Consider the following 24380-nt stretch of genomic DNA (forward strand, 5'->3'; position numbering starts at 1 on the left):
ATCCGCAAAGGGTAATTTCCTGGCCTTCCAGGCTTTCGTTCAGTTGGCCGCAATAGTGGCTGCGCATCATGGTGTGGTTCGCTTCTCGTAATTCGAAATTCGGTGGAGATCCCGCCGCCATCAAGCAAGGCGGAAACTCACGCGTGTCGTTCGTTCAGGGTTGGAACCCTAGTCAGCTTTGTCGCCACCGGCCAGATTCTTCTTGGCTCCGGTCTTGAAGTCGGTCTCGTACCAACCGTTGCCGCTGAGGCGAAAACCCGGCATGGACAGCTGCTTCTTCAGTTCGGGCGCCTGGCAGGCAGGGCAATCGACCAACGGTGCGTCGCTGATCTTCTGAATGGCTTCCAACTGATGACCACAGGAAGCACATTGGTAATCGTACATTGGCATGGAGGTGTCTCGGCGATCAGATTGCTGCCGCGCGCAGGGCTTTGCGGCGAAAGCGCGGGATTATATCGATTAAATGCAGGCTGTGCAGCCGTAACGCTGCACAGCCTGCAACCTCGTTGCAACCGCCGTTTCAGCGCGAAACGGCGGGTGCGAGATCTTTGATCCCGTTCATGACACAAACCACCCGCACCAGCGCACTGAAATTCTTCACCCCGCCATAACGCAGATGCACCTCGCGATCGACGTGGGATAACAGTGTGCTGACCGAACAATGATTGTCCTCGGCCATGCCGCCGAGAATATTCCAGTAGACCTGCTCCAGGCGCAGGCAGGTCGCAAAACCGTTGAGGCGAATCGATCGCGACAGCGGCCGGATCAGATTCATGTCGAACTCGCTGACGAACGGGTCGACTTTAATTACGTGCCGCGAAGCCGACATCCTGTCGCTTCGCCTGTCTCCTTCTACCATAGCGTTGACACTCCTTTGCCATGACTGCTGATTTATAAGGCAACATCCTGCGCCTTCATAAAAACCCAGTGACAAAGTTAGCGCCATACGACTTGTTGACCAGCCTCGTAGGATAAGCCAACGACAACGGTAAGAGTCTGGAGAGCATGCGGACGACCTCACGCCGTCCGCAGCGTCTGGATCATTCCTCGAGCAGTGCGCGCAGCATCCACGCAGTTTTCTCGTGCACTTGCATGCGCTGGGTCAGCAGATCGGCGGTCGGCTCGTCGCTGACCTTGTCCAGCAGCGGGAAAATGCCGCGCGCGGTACGGGTCACCGCTTCCTGGCCTTCGACCAATTGCTTGATCATGTCTTCGGCGCTCGGTACACCGACTTCTTCTTTAATAGAAGAAAGACGCGCGTAGGTCGCGTAGGCACCCGGCGCCGGGAAGCCCAACGCACGGATACGCTCGGCGATCGAATCGACAGCCAGCGCCAGCTCGTTGTATTGCTCTTCGAACATCAGGTGCAGCGTGCGAAACATCGGGCCGGTGACGTTCCAGTGGAAGTTATGGGTTTTCAGATACAGCACATAGGTGTCCGACAGCAGCCGCGACAGCCCTTCGACGATGGATTTGCGGTCTTCTTCACTGATACCGATATCAATTGCCATGCTTACCCCCTAACAGTGATTGAATTCATCCAGCAGGTTCAGCCCCACTTTAGCAAGGCAAGCGCCCGCTCGCAGCTATCAATCCGTGATTTGACTGCGACAAATCGACCGTTTCTCTGCCGCTGGCCGGGCTGATTTGAGTAGCCGCAGGCTTTGCTGTTAAATAGGCAGTGTGTCGCCATGCCCTATTTTCCGGGGCGTTGCGCATAGGCTGATGCCGTGTACGTGTCCACCGCCTCTTATTTTGTCCTGAAGCGAACCGTGCGCCTTCAGCTCTTCCTTGTGAGCCGTCATAACGTGAGCCAATCAAAATGTTGAAAATCGTCCACCTGCTAATGGGCGCAGCAGCCTTGCTGCTGTCGTTCATACCCAGCCTGAAAGCCGAAGCCGTTCCTTACCTGCAACAGCCCGATGCACTTTACCTGGCCTTTTTCGGCCTGCTGAACCTGGTCATCGCTCCAGTAATTCCCTACTGGAACAAAGGCCCGCGCCAGCATCTGCAAAATCTGGTCAGCGCCCTTCTGGTACTGACTGTCGTCCTGCAAACCTTGACCCTGATCGCGCCGATGCCGGTCATCGCTGGCCAGCCGGCGGTGTTGTTCAGCCTGGTGATCGCCCTGGTTGCCGTGCTGCTGCATTTGGCTGTCAGCTTCTACAAATCGTCACCGGCCGCTGCGCCGACTACCTATGACATGAGCAATCGCGATACCGGCACCGTGAAGTGGTTCAACACCTCCAAGGGTTTCGGGTTTATCTCCCGGGATTCCGGCGATGATATTTTCGTGCACTTTCGCGCCATTCGTGGCGAAGGCCACCGTGTTCTGGTCGAAGGCCAGCGCGTCGAGTTCTCGGTGATGAACCGCGACAAGGGCCTGCAAGCCGAGGACGTGATCGCCGCTCTGCCACGTCGCTGATCCAAAGCAAAAAAAAACCGCGAACAGCCTGGCTGTCCGCGGTTTTTTTATGCCTGCCGAATGGCTCAATAATGCGGCGGTGGCGCATCTTCTTCAAAAGCACCGAACTGCCCGACCATTTCTTCGTGACGCTTGATCAGCGCTTCCATCTGCAATTGCAGGCGCTCGATGACTCTCTGCTGGGCCACCAGCACATCGTTCAAAGCCTGAATGGTGTCATCTTGAAAGGCCAGACGGCTTTCCAGATCGGTAACGCGTTCTTCAAGGCTCATGACTCAGCCCTCCACAAAGGTGAATTCTTCGGTCAGCACCAGACGCAAGCGCTCGCGAATGGCTGCTACCTGTTCCGCGCTGTACGGCTTGGCCGGGTGCCTGCCCCAGACCGGCGCCGGCCAGGCGGCATCGTCACGCTTACGCACAATGACATGCATGTGTAACTGACTGACAACGTTACCCAGGGTTGCCACGTTCAGCTTGTCGGCGTCGAACGAATCCTTGAGTAACTCGGCAAGGGTGGTGGTTTCCCGCCATAGCTGTTGCTGATCGGCGACATCCAACTGAAACAACTCGCTGATATCCTCGCGACGAGGTACCAGGATGAACCAAGGGTAATTGCTGTCGTTGGACAGCAACAGCCGGCACAACGGAAAGTCGCCGATGACCAGGGCGTCCTGTTGAAGTCGTGAATCCAAAGCAAACACTGTGAGCACTCCCGCTGATCCTATGACTCAGCTTAGCGGCGGCGCCGTAAGAGCAGCGCGCCAAGCGACAGAACGGCAGCATACCTGCGAATGCAGCGGGCTTCACGCTTCCCTCCGACAGTAATTCAGTAAGCGCGCCGACATAAGACATTTATCTCGCCGACGCACCAATACAGCCCCGGACATGAGCCTTGACGTGAAGATCCGCATGAAAACCCCTGATCTGTCGACCCTCGAATCGGACGGCGCCAGTTTTACTCGGGCCCGATTGTGATTTTTTTGCACCAAAACTGCACAACACGTCTACGCTCAGTGGGTCGGGCATCCGCCAAATACTCAATGCGGGGTGAACCGGTAACGTTTTTGGTTGTCCTGCGCAGCTTTGGTGCGTTGCAACACCATTGGGGGATCGTCGTCAAGCCCGTAACAAAACAGCCCCGAGACCCCGTTTTCACAAGGTTTTCACATATCCGGACGCCCAGAAAAAAAATAACCGCAGCGATTTTGCGGTTTGTGCACGCTTGTTGCATTCGTAACGGTATGGACTATAAGCGCACCACTGGAAGTGGTCGCCTGAAGCCAATAAAAACAGTGGCAGGGTTGCCCGATGGAGATTCAAGTGTTTTGCCAGGGACTCTTTTTTAGCGATGCAAAAAGGCCCGGAAACAGCGATAAAGTTGTCAGCCCGGTTGCATCGGTACTGTGGATTTGCGACATCCAGCGCTCCTTCTGCGACAACGCCGTAAAGAAGCTGAAAGGTTGATTTCGCAAGTATCGCCAACAATGTCGGCGTGATATAAGTTTGCGCCGACACAAAAAGAAAGAGCCGCCCAGATAATAAAACAGGTGGGACGGCAGTACTCTTCTAAAAACCAAAGGAGCAAATCACGATGCGCGTGATGAAGTGGAGCATGATCGCCCTGGCTGTTGCAGCAGGCACCTCGCAGTTCGCAATGGCGTCTTCTCAGGATGAAGCCAAAGGTTTCCTGGAAGATCAGAGCCTGAAACTGAAGACTCGTTTCGAATACATGAACCGCGACTACAAAAATGGCGCGGGCAACGTTTCCAACGGTGACGGCACTTTCAAAAGTGGCTATCGCCAGGATAGCGGTCTCAGCCAACTGCTGACTTACGAGTCGGGCTTCACTCAAGGCACCGTAGGCTTCGGTCTCGACGCCATGGCCATGGGTTCGGTAAAACTGGACGGCGGTTCGGGTCGTCGTGGTAACGGCTTGTTCGCCAACGACAGCGATGGCAACCCTGAGAAATCCCAGGGCAAGGTCGGCGGCGCAGTCAAATTCCGTGTATCCGACACCGTTCTGAAATACGGTCAGCAATTCGTTGCCAGCCCGGTTTTCGCCACTGACGACAGCCGTCTGCTGCCAGAAGTCGCCACCGGTACCCTGATCACTTCCAAAGAGATCAAAGGCTTGGAACTGAGCGCAGGTCGCTTCACAGCGCTGAGCAAGCAGACCGGCATGGGCCGCGACAGCATCGGTGGTCTGCCGGATGAAGATGGCAATGGCGGCAAAGGCCTGACCAGCATCAACATTTTCGGCGCCAGCTACTCGTTCACCGACAATTTCACCGGTGCACTGGCCGCTTCCGACGCTGACGACTACTTCAAGAAGTACTACGTCAACCTGAACTACACCTTGCCGATCAACGACGAGCAGTCACTGAACTTCGACTTCAACGGCTACCACACCAAAGGCGACAGCCGCGGTGATCTGGTTGACGCAATTGGCGATGGCACCACCGGTGTAGACAACAACCTGTGGTCCTTGGCTGCTGCGTACAGCATCGGTGCCCACAAATTCACCCTCGCTCACCAGCGTTCCAGCGGTGACAACGCTTACTACTATGGCGTTGACGGCAACAGCACCATCTTCGTCGCCAACTCCATTCAGATCTCCGACTTCGTGGGCCGCGACGAGCGCTCTTGGCAAGCTCGCTACGACCTGAACATGAAAACTTACGGCGTACCTGGCCTGAGCTTCATGACCCGTTACGTAATGGGTGACCACATCACCACCAACGGTCTGGGTGAAGGTAAAGAGAACGAGTGGAACGCCGAGTCCAAGTACGTGGTTCAGGAAGGTCCGGCCAAAGACCTGTCGTTCCGTCTGCGTTACGCCATGTACCGCTCCAACGGTGCCTACAGCGGTTACTCGTCTGATAACAACGACACCCGTCTGATCATCGAGTACCCACTGAACATCCTCTAATAAGGATGCGAAGCTGACGTACTGTAGAGCTCTGCTCTAACAAAACCGCCCTCCTGAATCAGGAGGGCGGTTTTTTTATGGATGAATAACTGAGCAAACAGAAAAAACATTAGCCAGCTACTTATTAGCCAGCATAGTTTTATCCCGCCGATAAAAAACCCGAGAGTGTGCACACTGCTCGGGTTTTATATTTGTTGCTGACTGCCAAGCCAACTTCAAAGACGATTACTGCGTGGCAGATTCCTGCACTACGCGTATAACTCGCTGCGGAAACGGAATATCAATCCCGGCAGCCTTCAAACGATCTCGCGCCTGTTCATTGAACATGAACATCACATCCCAATAGTCCGCAGTTTTAACCCATACGCGCAGGGAAACAGTGATCGAACTGTCGCCCAATGTCGAAATCACTGCCTGTGGCTCCGGGTCCTGCATGACGCGGGGATCCTTTGCCAGATCCAGCAATACCTGACGGGCCTTCTGCAGATCCGCTTCGTAATCCACGCCTACGTCGAACACGACTTTGCGGGTTGGCTGACGGTTGGTGTTGGTGATGATGCCGTTCGACAGGTTGCCGTTGGGCAGGATGATGGTCTTGTTGTCGCCGGTACGCAGCACGGTGTGGAAAATCTGGATGCTGTCGACGGTACCCGCCACGCCTTGGGCTTCGATCCAGTCACCGATGCGGAACGGGCGGAACAGCAGAATCAGCACGCCGCCAGCGAAGTTCGCCAGGCTGCCCTGCAAGGCCAAGCCAATCGCCAGACCCGCAGCACCGATGGCCGCGACGAACGAGGTGGTTTCGACGCCGATCATCGACGCGACGCTGACAATCAGCAACACCTTGAGAATGATGTTGGCCAGGCTACTGATAAAGCCTTGCAGCGCGAGGTCGGCATTGCGCAGGGCGAGCAGACCGCCGAGTTTTTGCGTGACCTTGTTGATCAGCCACCAGCCGATCGCCAGGGTAATCACTGCCAGCAGTACGCGGCTGCCGTATTCCATGATCATCGGGATCCACGCCTGGGACGCCTTGACCAGGTGGTCCACTTCCGCATTCAAATCCATGTTCTATCTCCTGATTTCCGGCTTCCCCGGGTGTATTCAAAACAACTGTGGGAGCGAGCCTGCTCGCGAATGCGGCGTGTCAGTCAACTTTTCGCTGAATGAAACACCGCATTCGCGAGCAGGCTCGCTCCCACATAGCCTTCAGACCAAGCTTAGTCGCGGAAGTTGTTGAACTGCAGCGGCATGCCGAATTCCTTGGCACGCAGCGCCGCGATGGCTTCCTGCAAATCGTCGCGCTTCTTGCCGGTGACACGCACCTGCTCGCCCTGAATGGCGGCCTGGACCTTGAGCTTGGCTTCCTTGATGTGGCCGACGATCTTCTTCGCCAGCTCTTTGTCGATGCCTTCCTTGAGGATGGCGTCCTGCTTCATCAGCTTGCCCGAAGCGTAGGCGTCCTTGACCTCGAGGCATTGCACGTCGATCTTGCGCTTGGTCAGCGCCAGCTTGAGGATTTCGATCATCGCTTCGAGCTGGAAAGCGGCTTCGGCGGTGAGGCTGACGGTCAGGTCTTTTTCCTTGAACTCGAAGCTGCCTTTGCCTTTCAGGTCATAACGACGATCGAGTTCCTTCACGGCGTTCTCGACCGCGTTGGTGAGTTCGTGTTTGTCCAGTTCGGATACCACGTCGAACGACGGCATGTAATCTCTCCAATAAAAAGGCGCGCTCGATGTGGATGGAGCGCGCTTGGCTTGCGGTTAAAATCGGGCTCATTATAACGGGTCTTTTCCTACCGATACGGCGAGCCGCACATGCCTGCAAGCAATCGAGCAAAAAACTGATGTCGACCACCTGGCACGTACTTGGCGCCGGCAGCCTCGGCACGCTCTGGGCAACCCGTCTGGCCCGCGCCGGCTTGCCGGTGCGCCTGATCCTGCGTGATGCGGCGCGCTTGCAAAGCTACGAGGCAGTGGGCGGATTGACCCTGGTAGAAAACGGACAAGCTCATACCTATGCAGTTCCCGGCGAAACCCCGGACAGCCCCGAGCCGATTCGCCGATTGCTGGTTGCGTGCAAGGCCTATGACGCCGAAGAGGCCGTCGCCCGCCTCGCTTCCCGCCTCGCGCCGGACGCCGAACTGATCCTGCTGCAGAACGGCCTCGGCAGTCAGGACGCCGTCGCCGCGCGGGTGCCACAGGCGCGCTGCATCAGCGCCTCCAGCACCGAGGGCGCGTTCCGTGACGGCGATTGGCGCGTAGTGTTCGCCGGTCACGGGTTCAACTGGCTGGGCGATGGCGCAAATCCGCTGGCGCCGGTCTGGCTGGACGATCTGCAAGCGGCGAACATTCCCCATGAATGGAGCGCCGATATCCTTACTCGCCTGTGGCGCAAACTGGCGCTGAACTGCGCGATCAACCCGCTGACCGTGTTGCACAACTGCCGTAACGGCGGGCTGAGCGAGCATCACTGCGAAGTTGCCACACTCTGCGCCGAACTGGCGGAACTGCTCCAACATTGCGGCCAGCCGGCTGCGGCGGACAATCTGCAAGCGGAAGTCGAACGAGTGATCCACGCCACCGCCGCCAATTACTCTTCGATGTATCAGGACGTCGCCAACCAGCGCCGCACCGAGATCAGCTATCTGTTGGGCCACGCCTGCAAAGTTGCCGAGCGCCATCAGTTGCATCTGCCGCATCTGCACCAGTTGCAGCAACGTTTGGTGGCGCATCTGCGCAAGCGTGGATTGCCCAGTGACTGAGCAGCCGCTAGGCTGACGACTTGTTCCCCTGCTGCGATAAACCTGATGCCATTGCGCCAGCGCCTTGAAAACCTGCCAGTCGGCCAGAAACTGCTGGCCGCCCTGCTGGTGTTGTTGACCACGGTTCTGCTGGTCGCCAACCTGACCTTTATCAGCGCCGCCTACTACATTTCTCAGGAAAGCATGGCGCCTCAGGCCCTGCAGACCATCGGCCGGTTGATTGCCAATCCGAGTCTGGTCAGCGATGCGCTGGAGTCGCCGCGCAGCGCCGAGCGCCTGCTCAAGGAGCTCGACAGTTATTCACCGCTGCGCGCCGCCGCCCTGTACGACGGCAAAGGCGAACGCCTTGCGCAAGTGCAGCGCGGCGAAAAACTCAGCCTCCCCGAGCGCTACCGCCACGTCGAAGCCTGGCAACTCACCGAGTTTCGCAGCAATCAACTGATCACCCTGCCCCGCCCCGGTGCCGCGCCGGGGCATCTGTTGCTGGTCGCCAGCAGTGAACTGCCGATGGCGTTCTACACCGGTACCCTGACCGCCAGCCTCGGCATCCTGATCTTCAGCGTACTGCTGTGGCTGGTCATCGCCCGGCAGATCAAGCGCCTGATTACCCGGCCGATTCACCAGCTGGAGGAATTGTCCCGGCAGGTCACCCGCGAAGAGAACTACGCCCTGCGCGCCGCGCGCGGCAACCACGACGAAATCGGCAGTCTGGCCGAGGCGTTCAACACCATGCTTTCGCGCATCGAAGCCCGCGAGCAGCAGCTCAAACGCGCACGCGACGACTCACAGGCCGCCTACGATCAGGCGCAGGGGCTGGCCGAGGAAACCCGCCACACCAACCGCAAACTGGAGCTGGAAGTCCAGGTGCGCAGCAAGATCGAGAAGAAACTCACCGGCTTTCAGAATTACCTCAACAGCATCATCGACTCGATGCCCTCGGCGCTCATCGCTCTCGATGAGCAGCTTTACGTCACTCAATGGAATCAGGAAGCCAGCGCCCTCTCCGGCACACGCCTGGATGAGGCGCTGAACCAGCCGATCTTCCTCGCCTTCGAACCGCTGAAACCGTTTTTGCCGCAGCTCAAGGCCACCGTCGAACAGCACACCGTGGCCAAAGTCGACCGAGTGACGTGGTTCAAGGACGATGAACCCAAGCATTACGCGCTGACGTTTTATCCGCTGATGGGCGGTGCCGGGCGTGGCGTGGTGATCCGTATCGACGACATCACTCAGCGTCTGTCGCTGGAAGAAATGATGGTGCAGTCGGAGAAGATGCTCTCGGTCGGCGGCCTTGCGGCCGGCATGGCCCACGAAATCAACAACCCGCTCGGCGCGATCCTGCACAACGTGCAGAACATTCGTCGGCGTCTGTCGGCGGATCTGCCGAAGAACATCGAGACCGCCGAGCAACTGGGCATCGAACTGGACACGGTCAACCGCTACCTGCAAGGCCGCGAAGTGCCGCAACTGCTCGACGGCATTCAACAGGCCGGCGCCCGCGCGGCGAAGATCGTCACGCACATGCTCAGCTTCAGCCGCCGCAGCACCCGGCAAATGGCGCCGTGCGATCTGCCGGCGCTGATCGATCAAGCCGTGGAAATCGCCGGTAACGACTTCGATCTGGCCATCGGTTTCGACTTCAAGGGCCAGGCGATCATCCGCCAGTTCGACCCTGCCCTCGGTCCGGTGCCGGGCACCGCCAACGAGTTGGAACAGGTGTTGCTCAATCTGCTGAAAAACGCCGCGCAGGCCATTCATCAGCGCGAAGACGACAGCGAGCCGGGCCGGATCATTCTGCGCACCAGGCTCAATCCGCCGTGGGCCGAGATCCAGGTCGAAGACAACGGCATCGGCATGAGCGAGAACGTGCGCAAGCGTACCTTCGAGCCGTTCTTCACCACCAAAGAAATCGGCCAGGGCACGGGGCTTGGTCTGTCGGTGTCGTACTTCATCATCACCAACAATCACAAGGGCCAGATGGAAGTGCAGTCGGCGCCCGGCCAGGGCACTTGCTTCACCCTGCGTCTGCCGCTGGCGCAACCTGCGCCGCTGACCACCGAAACCAATCCACTACCGAGGTAACCCATGGGCTTTCGCTTGTCGAAGATCTACACCCGCACCGGTGACAAAGGCGAAACCGGCCTCGGTGACGGCCGTCGCGTCCCCAAGGATCACCCGCGCATCGAGGCGATCGGCGAGGTCGATACGCTGAACAGTCAGGTCGGCGTGCTGCTCGCCGGTTTGCTCGCCGAGCGCGCAGTGCATCCGGGGCTGAATGAGATCATCGAAGTGCTGGCGCCGTGTCAGCATCGCCTGTTCGACCTCGGCGGTGAACTGGCGATGCCGGAATATCAGGCGTTGAACGAGGCTGAAATCGAGCGGCTGGAAGCGGCGATCGATGTGTGGAATGAAGAGCTGGGGCCGCTGGAAAACTTCATCTTGCCGGGTGGTTCGATGCTGATTGCGCAGGCGCATGTCTGCCGCAGTCTGGCGCGCAGTGCCGAGCGCCGCTGTCAGCATTTGAACTCGGTTGAGCCATTGGCCGGGGTTGGCCTGGCGTATATCAATCGGTTGTCGGATTTGCTGTTTGTTGTGGCGCGGTTGATTGCGCGGCGGCAGGGGGTGGCGGAGATTTTGTGGCAGCCGGCTGCGAAACCTGGAGGAAAGTAGCGCCTGATATACCGCCATCGCTGGCAAGCCAGCTCCCACAGGGATCCAGATCGTTCACAAACGTTGTGTACACCCATAACCTGTGGGAGCTGGCTTGCCAGCGATGGGGCAAGCAGCCCTTACACTGGATCAGGCCAGAACGCCCGAATCCCCGCCACACCCTGAGCCCCAACACCCCAGGCTTTCTCGCGCTCCGCCGGGCCTACTCCACCGAGCAGAAACACCGGTTTACTGAAACCGTCGATCAACGCCTGCGCCTGCTCCCACCCCAACGGCTGTGCATCCGGGTGCGTCAGCGTAGGCTGTACCGGCGACAGGGTGACAAAGTCGACACCCATCTGCTCGGCCAGCGCCAGCTCTTCAGCGTTATGGCACGACGCCGCGAGCCAACGCTCCGCCGGCAACGGACGCCCAGCCGCCGCGTATTTACGCAGTTGTGCAGCAGTGATGTGCCAACCGGCAGACGGGAAATCACCGAGCCATTCGAAGGGCCCTTTGATCATCAACTGTGCCTTGCCGGCGCACAGGCCCACCGCATCCACCGCCAGATCACGGTATTTCGGGTCGTAGCCGTTGGGTGCGCGCAGCTGGATCAATTTGATGCCGCCGGCAATCGCTTTCTGGATGCCGCGCAACAAGGCCGGGCCTTCCAGATCTTCCGGAGTGATCAAGTATTCGGCAGGCAAGCGCGCCGCCGCGACGATCGGCTGATTGGCCGCCGGGAACTCATAGTTGATCAATTCCCTGGCAGTGACCCAAGCCAGTGGCTGGCCTTCAGCGCCGTGGGGTTCGCCGCTGAACGCCGAGACTTCCCAGACATCCAGCAAGACCTGTTTGTCCGGGTAATCGTGGCGAACCTTGATCAGCGGGCGAGCAGCATCAACGACGATGCCCAGCTCTTCATGCAGCTCGCGAGCCAGTGCCGATTGGACTGATTCGTCAGCCTCGACCTTGCCACCGGGGAATTCCCACAAGCCGCCTTGATGCTGGGTGTCGGCACGGCGGGCGATAAGAATTTTGCCGGCACCGTCACGGATGACGGCAGCGGCGACGTGGACGCGTTTCACGGATTCAATTCCTCCAGTCCAGCCTTTTGCCACGCTTTGAAGGCGGGCCATTGGTAGATGGTTTCAACATACGCTTCGTCGACTGCCGGCAACTTCACCTGATAGGTGCGCAAGCGCACGGCGATCGGCGCGAAAAACGCGTCGGCAAGACTGACACGACCGAACAGGTAAGGCCCCTCTTCCGTGGCTGCCGCGCGGCATTCGGCCCATAGCGCGAGCATGCGTTCGATATCGACCTTCACTTCTGGCGGCACCGGGTTCAGCGGTGCGTCCTGGCTCAGGTTGAACGGCATGTGGTTACGCATGGCGAAGAAGCCGCTGTGCATTTGTGCGCAGGCCGAGCGGGCCTGGGCGCGGGCAAAGGTATCGCTCGGCCAGAGTTGCTCGGACGGAAACTGTTCGGCGAGATATTCAGCGATGGCCAGCGAATCGGCGATGGTGCCACGGGTGGTTTGCAGCAGCGGCACCTTGCCGGTCGGCGAATGCTTGAGCAGGCGCTCGCGGGTGTCGGGCTTGCCGAGCTTGATCAGCTCTTCGCTGTAGGGTGCGCCGGTCAGGTCCAGCGCCAGTGCCGCACGCAGGGACCAGGAGGAAAGCAGTTTGTCGCCGATGATCAGGTGCAGGGACATGGTGTGGCGCCTTTTCGTCAGAGGAATGCTTCTGAATGGGTTGTGTCCGGATCGCCGCTTTCGCGAGCAGGCTCGCTCCCACAGAGAACCGAGCTGCAGCGAGAATACCCTGTGGGAGCGAGCCTGCTCGCGAATGGAGCGGCTCGGTCCCGGATCAGGTCAAGTACGGTATTCAGCGTTGATCTTCACGTACTCATGCGACAGGTCGGTGGTCCAGATGGTTTCGCTGCAATCGCCACGGCCCAGTTCGATGCGGATGGTGATTTCTTCCTGCTGCATCACTGCCGAGCCCTGGGCTTCAGTGTAGGTCGCGGCGCGGGCGCCACGGCTGGCGATGCACACGTCGCCGAGGAACACGTCGATCTTGCTCACGTCCAGGTCCGGAACACCCGCACGACCCACGGCAGCGAGGATACGGCCCCAGTTCGGGTCAGAGGCGAACAGCGCGGTCTTGATCAGCGGCGAGTGGGCCACGGTGTAACCGACGTCCAGGCATTCCTGGTGGTTGCCGCCGCCGTTCACTTCAACGGTGACGAACTTGGTCGCGCCTTCGCCGTCACGCACGATGGCCTGGGCGACGTCCATGCACACTTCGAATACCGCCTGTTTCAGCTTGGCGAACAGCTCGCCTTCAGCGCGGGTGATCTCAGGCAGCGCGGCCTTGCCAGTGGCGATCAGCATGCAGCAGTCGTTGGTCGAGGTGTCGCCGTCGATGGTGATGCGGTTGAACGACTTGTTCGCGCCATCGAGCATCAGGTTGTGCAGCACCTCGCGGGAGACTTTGGCGTCGGTGGCGATGTAACCCAGCATGGTCGCCATGTTCGGGCGAATCATGCCGGCGCCTTTGCTGATGCCGGTGACAGTGATGGTCACGCCGTCATGCTCGAACTGGCGGCTGGCGCCCTTGGGCAGCGTGTCAGTGGTCATGATGCCGGTGGCGGCGGCTTCCCAGTTGTTCTCCGACAGGTCGTCCAGCGCGGCTTGCAGTGCGCCTTCGATCTTCTCGACCGGCAGCGGCTCGCCGATCACGCCAGTGGAGTACGGCAGAATCTGGCTGGCATCGACGCCGGTCAGCTCGGCCAACTTAGCGGTGGTGCGCTCGGCAGCCGCCAAGCCAGGCTCGCCGGTGCCGGCGTTGGCATTGCCGGTGTTGGTCAACAAGTAACGCACGGCGTTCTGTACGCGTTTTTTCGCCAGGATAACCGGCGCGGCGCAGAACGCGTTCAGGGTGAACACGCCAGCCACGGTCGAACCTTCAGCACAGCGCATCACCACTACATCCTTGCGCCCCGGGCGCTTGATGCCGGCCGAGGCGATACCGAGTTCAAAACCGGCAACCGGGTGCAACGTTGGCAAAGGACCAAGACCAACAGCCATGAATGCGCTCCTTACTCAATGATGTCAGCACCGCCACGGGAAAGGACGGTGGGATAAATGGCAAAACGCCGCGACGGCAGGAGCCGGTCGCGGCGCGGGGTGTTCAGCGATTGAAACGGGTTTTACTGGATCTGCCCGTGGCAATGCTTGTATTTCTTGCCCGAACCGCAGTAGCACAGTTCGTTGCGGCCCAGCTTCTGCTCGTTGCGAACCGGGGCAGCGGCGGTGGCCAGTGCCACATCGACCTCTTCACCCAGCGCTTCCGGCTGATCCAGCCCAGGCGCTTCGGCGTGCTCGAACTGCATGCGCGCCGCCAGTGCTTCGGCTTCCTGACGCAGGCGTTGCTCTTCGGCTTCCGGATCTTCGCGGCGGACCTGAACGTGCGACAGCACGCGGATCGAGTCGCGTTTGATCGAGTCGAGCAGTTCGGAGAACAGCGTGAACGACTCGCGCTTGTATTCCTGCTTCGGGTTCTTCTGCGCATAGCCACGCAGGTGAATGCCGTGACGCAGGTGATCCATGGTCGACAGGTGGTCTTTCCACAGGTCGTCGAGTACGCGCAGGACGATCTGCTTCTCGAACGAGCGCAGCGCCTCGGCACCGGCCTGGTCTTCTTTCTCGTTGTACGCCGCCATCAGCTCGGTCATGAGCTTCTCGCGCAGGGTTTCTTCGTACAGGTGATCGTCTTCGTCGAGCCATTGCTGGATCGGCAGTTTCACGCCGAAATCGCTTTCGATCGACGCTTCCAGACCGGCCACGTCCCACTGCTCTGGCAGCGATTGCGGCGGAATGTGCGCGCTGACGGTAGCGTTGAGCACGTCCTGACGGAAATCGGCGATGGTTTCGCCGATGTTGTCAGCGGCCAGCAACGTGTTACGCATGTGATAGATCACTTTACGCTGCTCGTTGTTGACGTCGTCGAACTCGAGCAGTTGCTTGCGGATGTCGAAGTTGCGGCCTTCAACCTTGCGCTGCGCCTTCTCGATCGCGTTGGTCACCATGCGGTGCTCGATCGCTTCGCCCGGCTGCATGCCCAGGGCTTTCATGAAGTTCTTCACCCGGTCGGAGGCGAAGATGCGCATCAGGCTGTCTTCCAGCGACAGGTAGAAGCGGCTCGACCCGGCATCGCCCTGACGGCCGGCGCGGCCACGCAGCTGGTTGTCGATACGGCGCGATTCATGACGCTCGGAAGCGATCACCTGCAAGCCGCCGGACTCCAGCACTTGCTGGTGACGCTTCTGCCAGTCGGCCTTGATCTGGGCGATCTGCTCAGGGGTCGGGTTCTCCAGCGAAGCGACTTCCACTTCCCAGTTGCCGCCCAACAGGATGTCGGTACCACGACCGGCCATGTTGGTGGCGATGGTCAGCGCACCCGGACGACCGGCCTGAGCGATGATTTCAGCTTCTTTTTCGTGGAACTTGGCGTTGAGAACCTTGTGTTCGATGCCTTCTTTGACGAGCAATTCGGACATGTGCTCGGAAGTTTCGATGGTCGCGGTACCCACCAGCACCGGACGACCGGCGGCCATGCTTTCCTTGATGTCCGCGACGATCGCCGCGTATTTCTCTTCGGCGGTGAGGAACACCAGGTCGTTGTAGTCTTTACGCGCCAACGGCTTGTTCGGCGGGATGACCATGACTTCCAGACCATAGATCTGGTGGAATTCGAACGCTTCGGTGTCGGCGGTACCGGTCATGCCCGACAGCTTGGTGTACAGACGGAAGTAGTTCTGGAAGGTGGTAGAGGCCAGGGTCTGGCTCTCGGCCTGAATGTTCAGACCTTCCTTGGCTTCGATAGCCTGGTGCAGGCCTTCGGACAGACGACGACCCGGCATGGTACGACCGGTGTGTTCGTCGACCAGTACGACCTGACCGTCCTGCACGATGTATTCGATGTTGCGGTTGAACAGCTTGTGCGCACGCAGACCGGCGTAGACGTGGGTCAGCAGGCCAAGGTTGTGCGCCGAGTACAGGCTCTCGCCTTCGGCCAGCAGGCCGACGCGGGTGAGCATTTCTTCGATGAACTGGTGACCGGCTTCGTTGAGTTCGACCTGACGGGTCTTTTCGTCAACGGTGTAGTGACCGGCCTTGGTGACCTGGCCTTCAACTTCCTCGACGTGCAGTTCCAGCTGCGGGATCAGTTTGTTGATCTCCATGTACAGCTTGGAGCTGTCCTCGGCCTGACCGGAAATGATCAGCGGAGTACGCGCTTCGTCAATGAGGATGGAGTCGACTTCGTCGATCACGGCAAAGTTGAGTTCGCGCTGGAATTTTTCATCCATGCTGAACGCCATGTTGTCGCGCAGGTAGTCGAAACCGAATTCGTTGTTGGTGCCGTAGGTGATGTCGGCGGCGTAGGCGGCGCGCTTCTCTTCCGGCGGCTGGAACGGCGTTACGACGCCGACGGTCAGGCCGAGGAATTCATACAGCGGGCGCATCCAGTTGGCGTCACGGCGGGCCAGGTAGTCGTTCACGGTCACAACGTGCACGCCCTTGCCGGACAGTGCGTTGAGGTAAACACCCAGGGTGGCCACGAGGGTCTTGCCCTCACCGGTGCGCATTTCGGCAATCTTGCCTTCGTGCAGGGTCATGCCGCCGACGAGTTGCACGTCGAAGTGGCGCATGCCCATCACACGCTTGCCGGCCTCGCGGGCTACGGCGAAGGCTTCCGGCAACAGCTTGTCGAGGGTTTCCCCTTTGGCGATACGGGCCTTGAACTCGGCGGTCTTGGCGCGCAATTGATCGTCCGAAAGGGCCACCATTTGCTCTTCGAAGGCATTGACGAGCTGCACCGTCTTGAGCATGCGTTTGACTTCACGCTCGTTCTTGCTTCCAAAAAGTTTCTTTAACAAAGGCGCAAACATATCGGCAGGATCTTCCACACTAAAGGGATGGAGGGCGGCCCCGTGAGTCGCCCGTGCAGCCCTCATGGCCGCATGCGAACGAGCATTCTACCCGGAAACGGTGGTGAGGAAAGTGGCGATGTTCCACGATGCTGGCACTGCGCTTTGACGGGGCTCACTTAAAATAGGGGCGTTTTGCTCAACTTCAACCCGTCGGGGGAAAGAAGTCAGGCGTTGATTTAATGAGCAAATCAGGGACAAAAGCAATGGCCCAGAGGTTCCGCAGCTTTCTGCTACCATGGCGCCTCTGTTCCTTCAGGTGTTCGATCATGGCGTTTCGCCCTCTCACGGCCAGAGCACCCGCCGTTCTGTTACGCGAAGCCAAACCGCTGAAAGCCATCCTCGGCCATGCCCAGCGTCTGGAGCATTTGCAGCGCCTGCTCGAAAGTCAGCTGCAACCGGCTGCCCGCGAGCATTGCCGGGTGGCCAAGTGGCGCGAAGGCGAGCTGTCGCTGGTGGTCACTGACGGCCATTGGGCAACGCGCCTGCGCTATCAGCAGAAACGTCTGCAACGACAACTGCAATTGTTCGAAGAGTTCGCCAACCTGACGCGGATCAAATTCAGCGTGCGCCCGCCGATCATCCAGCACCGGGCGGTTGGGCACACGATGGATCTGTCGAGCAGTGCGGCGGAGACGATTCAGTCGACGGCCGACGGGATCAGCGATCCGGGATTGCGCGCGGCGCTGGAGCGGTTGGCGGCGCATGCCAAAGGTAAAGCCTGAAGCAAAAGCAAAAGCAAAAGATCGCAGCCTGCGGCAACTCCTACAGAATGAATGCATTTCAACTGTAGGAGCTGCCGAAGGCTGCGATCTTTGCTTTTTAGCGGCGCTTGCTGCCTCCGAGCAGAGACCCCATCAACCCGCGCACCAACTGCTTGCCAAGGTTATTGGCCGCCTGGCGCATCGCTGATTTCAGCGCCTGCCCTGCCGCCGTGCCGAGGAATTCGCCAGCGCGGTCAGCCAGGCTCGGCTCTTCGGCCGCAGCTTTGCCCGCTGGTGTTTCAGCCTCGGGCGCCAGCCCTTTGCGTCCCATCAAGATTTCATAGGCCGACTCGCGATCGATCGGCTTGTCATAACGGCCCTTGAACGGTGAGCCGGCGATCAGCGCGGTGCGCTCGGTTTCAGTCAGCGGACCGATCCGCGATTGCGGCGGTGCCACCAACACACGCTGGACCATTTCCGGCGTGCCCTTCTCGGTCAGCGTGCCGACCAACGCCTCACCAATACCTAACTCAGTCAGCACCGACAGACTGTCGAACGCCGGATTCGGCCGAAAGCCATCCGCCACGGCGCGCAGAGATTTCTGCTCTTTGGCAGTGAACGCACGCAGGCCGTGTTGAATGCGCAAGCCCAACTGCGCCAGCACGTCATCCGGCAGATCCGCCGGCGACTGGGTGACGAAATACACGCCAACACCCTTGGAACGAATCAAACGCACCACTTGCTCCAGGCGTTCCTGCAAAGCCTTGGGCGTGTCGCCGAACAACAAGTGCGCCTCATCGAAGAACAGCGCCAGCAGCGGCTTGTCAGCATCGCCGCGCTCGGGCAGTTGCTCGAACAACTCGGCCAGCAGCCACAGCAGGAACGTTGCGTAAACCTTCGGCGCCTCGTGCACCAGACGGCTGGCGTCGAGCAGATGGATGCGTCCCCGGCCATCGGCGCCCGGTTGCAGGATGTCTTCAAGTTGCAGCGCCGGCTCGCCGAACAGGGCTTCGGCGCCCTGCTGTTCCAGCGTCGCCAAACGGCGCAGCAGCGCCTGGCTGGAACCGGTGGTCATCAGCGCCGCGTCTTCGCCGAGCAACTGCGGGTTGTCCTTGAGGTGATTGAGCAGCGCTTTCAGATCCTTGAGATCCAGCAGCAACAGCCCTTCGCGATCCGCCACTTTGAAGGCCGCGTACAGCGCCGACTGCTGACTGTCGGTCAGCTCGAGCAGGCTGCCGATCAGTAGCGGACCCATTTCGCTCAGCGTGGTGCGCAGCGGATGACCGGATTCACCGTGGATGTCCCACAGCGTGACGGGATAAGCCTGCGGCGTGTGACCGAGCCAGGGCATGCCGGCGATGCGCTCGGCCACTTTGCCCTGCGGGTTGCCGGCAGCACCGAGGCCGCACAGGTCGCCCTTGATGTCGGCGGCGAACACCGCCACACCGGCGTCGCTGAACGCTTCGGCCAGACGCTGCAAGGTCACGGTCTTACCGGTGCCGGTGGCGCCAGCGATCAGCCCGTGGCGGTTGGCCAGGCGCATGGCCTGAGCGATGGGTTGCGCGGCCGGATCAGCGCCGATAACGAGTTGCGAAGAGTCAGGCATTTTCTCACCCAATGGTTAATCTTTGATGACACATGGCCGATACATAAATTGGATAGACCCATCAGAAAATCGGGTCGGACATTTCCCTAAGGAGAGCCGGAAATATCAGTTTTTCAACCTTGCCCATAGTGCGCGTCTCTATCAAAGCACGCCCAGGACATTAAGACCTTAGCGGAACCCCAAGCCATGAACAAAAACCTGCGCTTCAGCCATAAGATTTTGCTTGCCGCCGCTCTCATCGTCGTTGCCGCTTTTGCCTCGTTCACGTTGTACAACGACTGGCTGCAGCGCAATGCGATCCGCGATGATCTGAACAACTACCTCAATGAAATGGGCGAGGTCACCGCCGGCAACATCCAGACCTGGCTCAGCGGGCGCATTCTGCTGATCGAGAACGCCGCGCAGAACATCGCCATCAACCCGGAACCTGCCACGGTCGCCAGCCTGCTGGAACAGAAAAGCCTGACCTCGACGTTCATGGCCACCTACCTGGGCGATGCCACCGGGCATTTCACCATCCGCCCGGACGTGAAGATGCCGGACGGTTTCGATCCGCGCGTACGCCCTTGGTATAAAGGTGCCGAAAGCAGCAGCACGTCGACCCTGACCGAACCCTACATCGATGCGGCCACCGGCCAGTTGATCATTTCCATCGCCACCGCGTCGAAAAAGGCCGGGCAGAGCGTCGGCGTGGTCGGCGGCGACCTGAGCCTGCAATCGCTGGTCGACACCCTCGCCGCACGGGATTTCGACGGCATGGGCTATGCGTTTCTGATCAGTGCCGACGGCAAGATCCTCGTCCACCCGGACAAGGCTTTGGTGATGAAATCGCTGAAAGAAGCCTATCCGCAGGACACGCCGCGCATCAGCAGCGATTTCAGCGAAGTGAGCGTCGACGGCAAAACCCGCATCGTCACCTTCGCTCCGATCAAAGGCCTGCCGTCGGTGAACTGGTACATCGGTCTGTCGATCGACAAGGATCAGGCGTACTCGATGCTCAGCGAATTCCGCACCTCAGCGGTAATCGCAACCATCATTGCCGTGGTAATCATCATTGCCCTGCTCGGCATGCTCATCCGCCTGCTGATCCAGCCGCTGCACGTGATGACCCGCGCCATGGAAGACATCGCCGACGGCGAGGGCGACCTGACCAAACGCCTGAACATCGTCAATAACGATGAATTCGGCATCCTCGGTACCGCGTTCAACCGCTTCGTCGAGCGTATTCACGGTTCGATCCGCGAAGTGTCCTCGGCCACCGGTCAGGTCAACGAAGTCGCGCTGCGCGTGGTCGCTGCGTCGAATTCGTCGATGTACAACTCCGACCAGCAAGCCTCGCGTACCAGCAGCGTTGCCGCCGCGATCAATCAGCTCGGCGCCGCCGCCCAGGAAATTGCCCGCAACGCCGCCCAAGCGTCGAATCAGGCCAGCGATGCCCGGGGTCTGGCCGAAGATGGCCAGCAGGTGGTCGAGCGCAGCATCAAGGCGATGAACCAGTTGTCGAGCATGCTCAGCGCGTCCAGCACCAACATCGAGTCGCTGAACAGCAAGACCGTCAACATCGGCCAGATTCTCGAGGTGATCACCAGTATTTCCCAGCAGACCAACCTGTTGGCGCTGAACGCGGCGATCGAAGCGGCGCGCGCCGGTGAGGCCGGTCGTGGTTTCGCCGTGGTGGCCGACGAAGTGCGCAACCTCGCGCACCGCACTCAGGAATCGGCACAGCAGGTGCAGACCATGATCGAGGAGCTGCAAGTCGGCGCCCGGGAATCGGTGAGCACCATGAGCGACAGCCAACGCCACAGCCAGGACAGCGTCGAGATCGCCAACCTTGCCGGCGAACGCCTGAACAGCGTGACCCTGCGCATTGGCGAGATTGACGGGATGAACCAGTCGGTGGCAACCGCGACCGAGGAGCAGACTGCGGTGGTTGAGTCGATCAACGTCGATATCACCGAGATCAACACGCTGAACCAGGAGGGTGTAGAGAACCTGCAAGCGACCTTGCGCGCCTGCTCGGATCTGGAGCAGCAGGCTTCGCGTCTCAAGCAACTGGTGGGCAGCTTCAGGATTTAAGCTGCGGCGACTGGCCACTTCGCGAGCAGGCTCGCTCCCACAGGGAAAATGCATTCCATTGTGGGAGCGAGCCTGCTCGCGAATATCTACCTTTCAACGAAACCCGACTGACAACCCACCGCGCAATCCCGACCGAACATCTATTCTGGATAAAGGTCAATCAAGGGAGAACGACACAGCGGAGGGTTGCTCACCGTGCATATCGCCGACATCACCATGTTCTACGCCCCGGCCAGCGGTGGCGTGCGGACTTATCTGGATGCCAAACACCGTCGCCTTGGCGAGCGCAACGCCATTCGCCACAGCCTGCTGATCCCCGGCGCGCGACTGGGTGAACATGACGGCATTTTCACGGTACCAGCGCCCGCCCTGCCCTTCGGCAAAGGTTATCGCTTCCCCCTGCGCCTGGCGCCATGGCGAAACGTCCTGCAGGATTTGCAGCCGGATCTGATCGAAGTCGGCGACCCCTACCTCACCGCATGGGCGGCGCTGGATGCGCGGCGGCAGCTGGATGTGCCGGTGATCGGCTTTTATCACTCGGATCTGCCGCTGCTGGCGGGCAATCGCATGGGCCATTGGGTCACGCCGAATGTCGAGGCTTACGTGACTCGTCTGTACGGCAATTTCGATCGTGTCCTTGCCCCGAGCCAGGTCATGGCCGACAAGCTCATCGGGCTTGGCGTACGCAATGTCCATGTGCAACCGCTGGGCGTGGATCTGCACACTTTCCATCCCGACGCCCGCGATCCTGGCTTGCGGGCTGAGCTGGGCATTGCCGAAGACACCCGCCTGCTGATCTTTGCCGGGCGCGGTTCCAAGGAGAAAAACCTGCCGGTGCTGCTCAAGTGCATGCAACGGCTTGGTCCGCGTTACCACTTGCTGCTGGTCGGCTCGTCGATGCCCGCAGCGGTGCCGGACAACGTCAGCGTTATCGACGAATTCTGCCCGGCGCTGAAAGTCGCGCGGCTGATGGCCAGCGCCGATGCGCTGCTGCATGCCGGCGACCAGGAAACCTTCGGGCTGGTCATCCTTGAGGCCATGGCCTGCGGCATTCCCGTGGTGGCTGTGGCGGCCGGGGCGTTTGAAGAAATCGTCAACGATTCCTGCGGCCTGCTCTGTGCGCCGAACAATCCCCAGGCCATGGCCAATGCTGTGCGTGAGCTGTTCAGTCGTGGCTGCGATCGGCTCGGTCAGCAGGCGCGTCAGCACGTCGAACGGCATTACGCCTGGGACACCGTTGTCGACAGTCTGCTCAGCCACTATCACGCGGTGCTCGGCCATACGCTGCCACGGGTGGCCAATGGTTGAAGAAATGAAAGCTGTTTGCCTGGTATTGCATGATGTGGCGCCCTCGACGTGGGCGGATTACCAGCCCTTCGTCGAGGCCGTCGATGCCTTGGGTGATGTGCCGATGACGTGGCTGGTTGTGCCGGACTTCCATCGCCACGATGCGCTAGACGCCAACCCGGCGTTTCGCCGAGTGCTCGATGCCAGGGTCGCCCGAGGCGATGAACTGGCGCTGCACGGCTACTACCACGACGATCAGGAACCCATGCCGAACAACCCGCGCGACTGGTTCATGCGCCGGGTCTACACCCATGAAGGTGAGTTCTATCGCTTGTCCCGCGAAGCAGCCCTGGCCCGCCTGCATGCGGGTCTGGAGATGTTTCAGCGCTACGACTGGCCGGTGCAGGGTTTCGTCGCTCCGGCCTGGCTGATGAGCGACGGCACCCGCCAGGCCTTGCGTGAATTGCCGCTCAGCTACACCAGCAGTCCGCAGCATCTTTATCGCTTGCCCGACTTCAGCGCCATCGCTGCACCGGGGCTGGTGTGGAGCGCGCGCAGTGCCTGGCGGCGCGGCTTGTCGAAAATCCTCAGCGACCAGCGTGAACAGCGCTGGCGCGAGGCATCAGTGATTCGTCTGGGGCTGCATCCGGTGGACATGCGTCACCGCTTTTCTCGCGATTACTGGTTGCACACGCTGCAACGCCTGCTGGCGGAAGGACGCGTGCCGCTGACGAAAATCGACTGGCTGGCCCGACAGCGCGGACAACTGGAACGCGCAGCATGAAGCGCAGTCTGTTGTTGCTGATCGGCCTGCTGGCGGCGGTGCTGATTCCGGTGCTGCTCGGCGGCGGCGAAACCTGGGCGCGCCTGCGCAGCTTCCCGCTGAACTGGCTGTTGATCATGTTCGGCATGATTCTGCTGTGCTGGGGCATCAATACGCTGCGCTTGCGTTTGTTGCTCGGCGACCAGCGAGAAAAAGTCGCGCCCTTGAAAAGCCTCGGCGTGGTGATGGCGGCCGAGTTCGCGTACTGCGCCACGCCGGGTGGCAGCGGCGGGCCGCTGACGATCATGGCTCTGCTCGCCCGTTGCGGCGTGCGTCCGGCGCGAGGCAGCGCAGTGTTTGCCATGGATCAGCTCAGCGATCTGCTGTTCTTTCTCTGCGCCCTCAGCGGGATTCTGATCTATGCGCTATTCCAGCACCTCAGCGATCGCCTCGAGTGGCTGCTGACCGTCAGCGCCGTTTCGCTGTTTGGCGGTTTGTTCAGTTGCGTGTTGATCGCCCGTTATCACCGAGCGTTGATTCGCCTGAGCGGGCGGCTGTTGGCGGGGATGAACATCACGACAAGTACTCGCCGTCGCTGGGCGCGCAAGTTGCTGCACTTTCTCGCGGCATTTACCGATACCTTGAAACTGCCCTGGCAAACGCTGGTTCAGGTGTTCGCCCTGACCTGCGTGCACTGGCTGCTGCGCTACAGCGTGCTGTATCTGGCCCTGCGCGGGCTCGGCGCGGATTTGCAGTGGGCGTGGAGCTTTCTGGTGCAGATGCTCTCGCTCGGCGCCGGCCAGTTCAGCCTGTTACCCGGCGGCGCGGGAGCCGCAGAATTGACCTCGGCCGCGCTGCTCGCACCCATGGTCGGCAAGTCCACCGCAGCGGCGGCGATCCTGATCTGGCGCGTGGTGACGTATTACTTCTATCTGTTGGTGGGCGGGCCGGTGTTCGTGTTGATGCTGGGCAAGCCGTTGCTGAAGAAGTTGATGAACGTCAGGCAGGCTTCTTAGGTCCGTCCTGCTCTTGTTGGAGCTGCTCCCAAAGCTCGGCGGCCCCGGGGAATTCGGTGCCGTCGTCCGGGCTCATGTCATCCGGATCGTAGCGGCTGAGGCAACCTTCACCAAGAGTGGCGGGGGCTTTGGAAGTGGCTTTGTCCAGCGGATCGCTCATGACT

Annotated in this window: 24 protein-coding genes; 10 read left to right on the forward strand and 14 right to left on the reverse strand. The window is 60.1% G+C overall.

The features are described 5' to 3' along the window. Positions 1-168: 168 nt before the first annotated feature. The 3 genes from D8U60_RS19355 to D8U60_RS19365 form a co-directional block, all read right to left on the reverse strand. Positions 169-390 (reverse strand): zinc ribbon domain-containing protein, encoded by a 222-nt coding sequence (locus D8U60_RS19355; protein WP_016773499.1) that lies wholly within the window; start codon positions 388-390, stop codon positions 169-171. 130 nt (positions 391-520) lie between these two features. After that, the gene (locus D8U60_RS19360) at positions 521-859 is read right to left on the reverse strand and encodes a ribbon-helix-helix domain-containing protein (RefSeq protein WP_038861040.1); all 339 of its coding nucleotides are present in this window, start codon (positions 857-859) and stop codon (positions 521-523) included. A gap of 181 nt (positions 860-1040) precedes the next feature. After that, positions 1041-1511: a Dps family protein gene (locus D8U60_RS19365; protein WP_016773497.1), complete on the reverse strand. Its 471-nt coding sequence runs from the start codon at positions 1509-1511 to the stop codon at positions 1041-1043. A 311-nt stretch (positions 1512-1822) separates the two neighbouring features. Between D8U60_RS19365 and D8U60_RS28000 the strand changes: the two genes are divergently transcribed. Next, positions 1823-2425, forward strand: coding sequence for a cold-shock protein (locus D8U60_RS28000; RefSeq protein ID WP_016773496.1), 603 nt, complete (start codon positions 1823-1825; stop codon positions 2423-2425). A gap of 65 nt (positions 2426-2490) precedes the next feature. Here the strand turns inward: D8U60_RS28000 and D8U60_RS19375 are convergent, their stop codons facing one another. The 3 genes from D8U60_RS19375 to D8U60_RS27690 all read right to left on the reverse strand — a co-directional run bounded on the left by D8U60_RS19375 (position 2491) and on the right by D8U60_RS27690 (position 3940). Further along, complete coding sequence (locus D8U60_RS19375; RefSeq protein ID WP_016773495.1) at positions 2491-2697, reverse strand: SlyX family protein; 207 nt, start codon at positions 2695-2697, stop codon at positions 2491-2493. A 3-nt stretch (positions 2698-2700) separates the two neighbouring features. Further along, positions 2701-3126, reverse strand: a complete 426-nt coding sequence (locus tag D8U60_RS19380; protein ID WP_016773494.1) for an HIT domain-containing protein — start codon at positions 3124-3126, stop codon at positions 2701-2703. A 451-nt stretch (positions 3127-3577) separates the two neighbouring features. Further along, positions 3578-3940 (reverse strand): hypothetical protein, encoded by a 363-nt coding sequence (locus D8U60_RS27690; protein ID WP_177435482.1) that lies wholly within the window; start codon positions 3938-3940, stop codon positions 3578-3580. Between the two features lie 76 nt (positions 3941-4016). Between D8U60_RS27690 and D8U60_RS19385 the strand changes: the two genes are divergently transcribed. Continuing rightward, on the forward strand, positions 4017-5354 hold the full coding sequence (locus D8U60_RS19385) for an OprD family porin (RefSeq protein ID WP_016773493.1): 1338 nt from the start codon (positions 4017-4019) through the stop codon (positions 5352-5354). A gap of 225 nt (positions 5355-5579) precedes the next feature. On the opposite strand, the gene D8U60_RS19390 is transcribed toward D8U60_RS19385, so the two are convergent. Continuing rightward, the gene (locus D8U60_RS19390; RefSeq protein WP_016773492.1) at positions 5580-6422 is read right to left on the reverse strand and encodes a mechanosensitive ion channel family protein; all 843 of its coding nucleotides are present in this window, start codon (positions 6420-6422) and stop codon (positions 5580-5582) included. Between the two features lie 152 nt (positions 6423-6574). Then, positions 6575-7060, reverse strand: a complete 486-nt coding sequence (locus tag D8U60_RS19395) for a YajQ family cyclic di-GMP-binding protein (RefSeq protein WP_016773491.1) — start codon at positions 7058-7060, stop codon at positions 6575-6577. A 140-nt stretch (positions 7061-7200) separates the two neighbouring features. Between D8U60_RS19395 and D8U60_RS19400 the strand changes: the two genes are divergently transcribed. Genes D8U60_RS19400 through D8U60_RS19410 form a run of 3 tightly spaced genes read left to right on the forward strand, consistent with a single transcriptional unit; the run spans position 7201 to position 10788 of the window. Continuing rightward, entirely contained in the window at positions 7201-8118 is a 918-nt protein-coding gene (locus D8U60_RS19400; RefSeq protein WP_130900700.1) for a putative 2-dehydropantoate 2-reductase, read from the forward strand. Between the two features lie 45 nt (positions 8119-8163). Beyond that, positions 8164-10200, forward strand: coding sequence for a HAMP domain-containing sensor histidine kinase (locus tag D8U60_RS19405; RefSeq protein WP_016773489.1), 2037 nt, complete (start codon positions 8164-8166; stop codon positions 10198-10200). Positions 10201-10203: 3 nt separating this feature from the next. Beyond that, positions 10204-10788, forward strand: a complete 585-nt coding sequence (locus D8U60_RS19410; protein ID WP_024014094.1) for a cob(I)yrinic acid a,c-diamide adenosyltransferase — start codon at positions 10204-10206, stop codon at positions 10786-10788. Between the two features lie 119 nt (positions 10789-10907). Here D8U60_RS19410 and D8U60_RS19415 read toward each other — a convergent pair whose 3' ends face one another. From D8U60_RS19415 to secA, 4 genes are all read right to left on the reverse strand, one after another. Continuing rightward, on the reverse strand, positions 10908-11855 hold the full coding sequence (locus D8U60_RS19415) for a Nudix family hydrolase (protein ID WP_130900701.1): 948 nt from the start codon (positions 11853-11855) through the stop codon (positions 10908-10910). Continuing rightward, a complete protein-coding gene (locus D8U60_RS19420; RefSeq protein ID WP_024014096.1) occupies positions 11852-12484 on the reverse strand; it encodes a glutathione S-transferase family protein in 633 nt (210 codons plus the stop codon). Before D8U60_RS19420 ends, D8U60_RS19415 begins: the two co-directional genes overlap by 4 nt. A gap of 159 nt (positions 12485-12643) precedes the next feature. Further along, positions 12644-13861, reverse strand: coding sequence for a bifunctional glutamate N-acetyltransferase/amino-acid acetyltransferase ArgJ (argJ, locus tag D8U60_RS19425; protein ID WP_016773485.1), 1218 nt, complete (start codon positions 13859-13861; stop codon positions 12644-12646). 122 nt (positions 13862-13983) lie between these two features. Next, positions 13984-16725 carry a preprotein translocase subunit SecA gene (secA, locus tag D8U60_RS19430; protein WP_038861039.1) on the reverse strand — a complete coding sequence of 914 codons (2742 nt, stop codon included), beginning with the start codon at positions 16723-16725 and terminating at the stop codon, positions 13984-13986. A 308-nt stretch (positions 16726-17033) separates the two neighbouring features. Here secA and D8U60_RS19435 point away from each other — a divergent pair, with 308 nt between their 5' ends. Further along, the gene (locus tag D8U60_RS19435) at positions 17034-17489 is read left to right on the forward strand and encodes a DciA family protein (RefSeq protein WP_110646619.1); all 456 of its coding nucleotides are present in this window, start codon (positions 17034-17036) and stop codon (positions 17487-17489) included. Between the two features lie 97 nt (positions 17490-17586). Here the strand turns inward: D8U60_RS19435 and D8U60_RS19440 are convergent, their stop codons facing one another. Continuing rightward, entirely contained in the window at positions 17587-19074 is a 1488-nt protein-coding gene (locus D8U60_RS19440) for a helicase HerA-like domain-containing protein (RefSeq protein WP_130900702.1), read from the reverse strand. 186 nt (positions 19075-19260) lie between these two features. On the opposite strand from D8U60_RS19440, the gene D8U60_RS19445 reads away from it, so the two are divergent. From D8U60_RS19445 to D8U60_RS19460, 4 genes are all read left to right on the forward strand, one after another. Further along, a complete protein-coding gene (locus D8U60_RS19445) occupies positions 19261-21150 on the forward strand; it encodes a methyl-accepting chemotaxis protein (protein WP_130900703.1) in 1890 nt (629 codons plus the stop codon). A gap of 216 nt (positions 21151-21366) precedes the next feature. Next, positions 21367-22458, forward strand: coding sequence for a glycosyltransferase family 1 protein (locus D8U60_RS19450; RefSeq protein WP_166554498.1), 1092 nt, complete (start codon positions 21367-21369; stop codon positions 22456-22458). Next, a complete protein-coding gene (locus D8U60_RS19455; RefSeq protein ID WP_130900705.1) occupies positions 22451-23221 on the forward strand; it encodes a DUF2334 domain-containing protein in 771 nt (256 codons plus the stop codon). The genes D8U60_RS19450 and D8U60_RS19455 overlap by 8 nt, the downstream gene beginning before the upstream one ends. After that, the gene (locus D8U60_RS19460) at positions 23218-24216 is read left to right on the forward strand and encodes a lysylphosphatidylglycerol synthase transmembrane domain-containing protein (RefSeq protein ID WP_122700304.1); all 999 of its coding nucleotides are present in this window, start codon (positions 23218-23220) and stop codon (positions 24214-24216) included. Before D8U60_RS19455 ends, D8U60_RS19460 begins: the two co-directional genes overlap by 4 nt. Here D8U60_RS19460 and D8U60_RS27695 read toward each other — a convergent pair. Next, positions 24200-24376 carry a hypothetical protein gene (locus tag D8U60_RS27695; RefSeq protein ID WP_177435483.1) on the reverse strand — a complete coding sequence of 59 codons (177 nt, stop codon included), beginning with the start codon at positions 24374-24376 and terminating at the stop codon, positions 24200-24202. The two genes, D8U60_RS19460 and D8U60_RS27695, sit on opposite strands and share 17 nt — an antisense overlap. Positions 24377-24380 lie beyond the last annotated feature (4 nt).

This window comes from Pseudomonas sp. Sample_11, assembly GCF_004307505.1.
In the GTDB taxonomy this organism is placed as follows: Bacteria; Pseudomonadota; Gammaproteobacteria; order Pseudomonadales; family Pseudomonadaceae; genus Aquipseudomonas; species Aquipseudomonas atacamensis.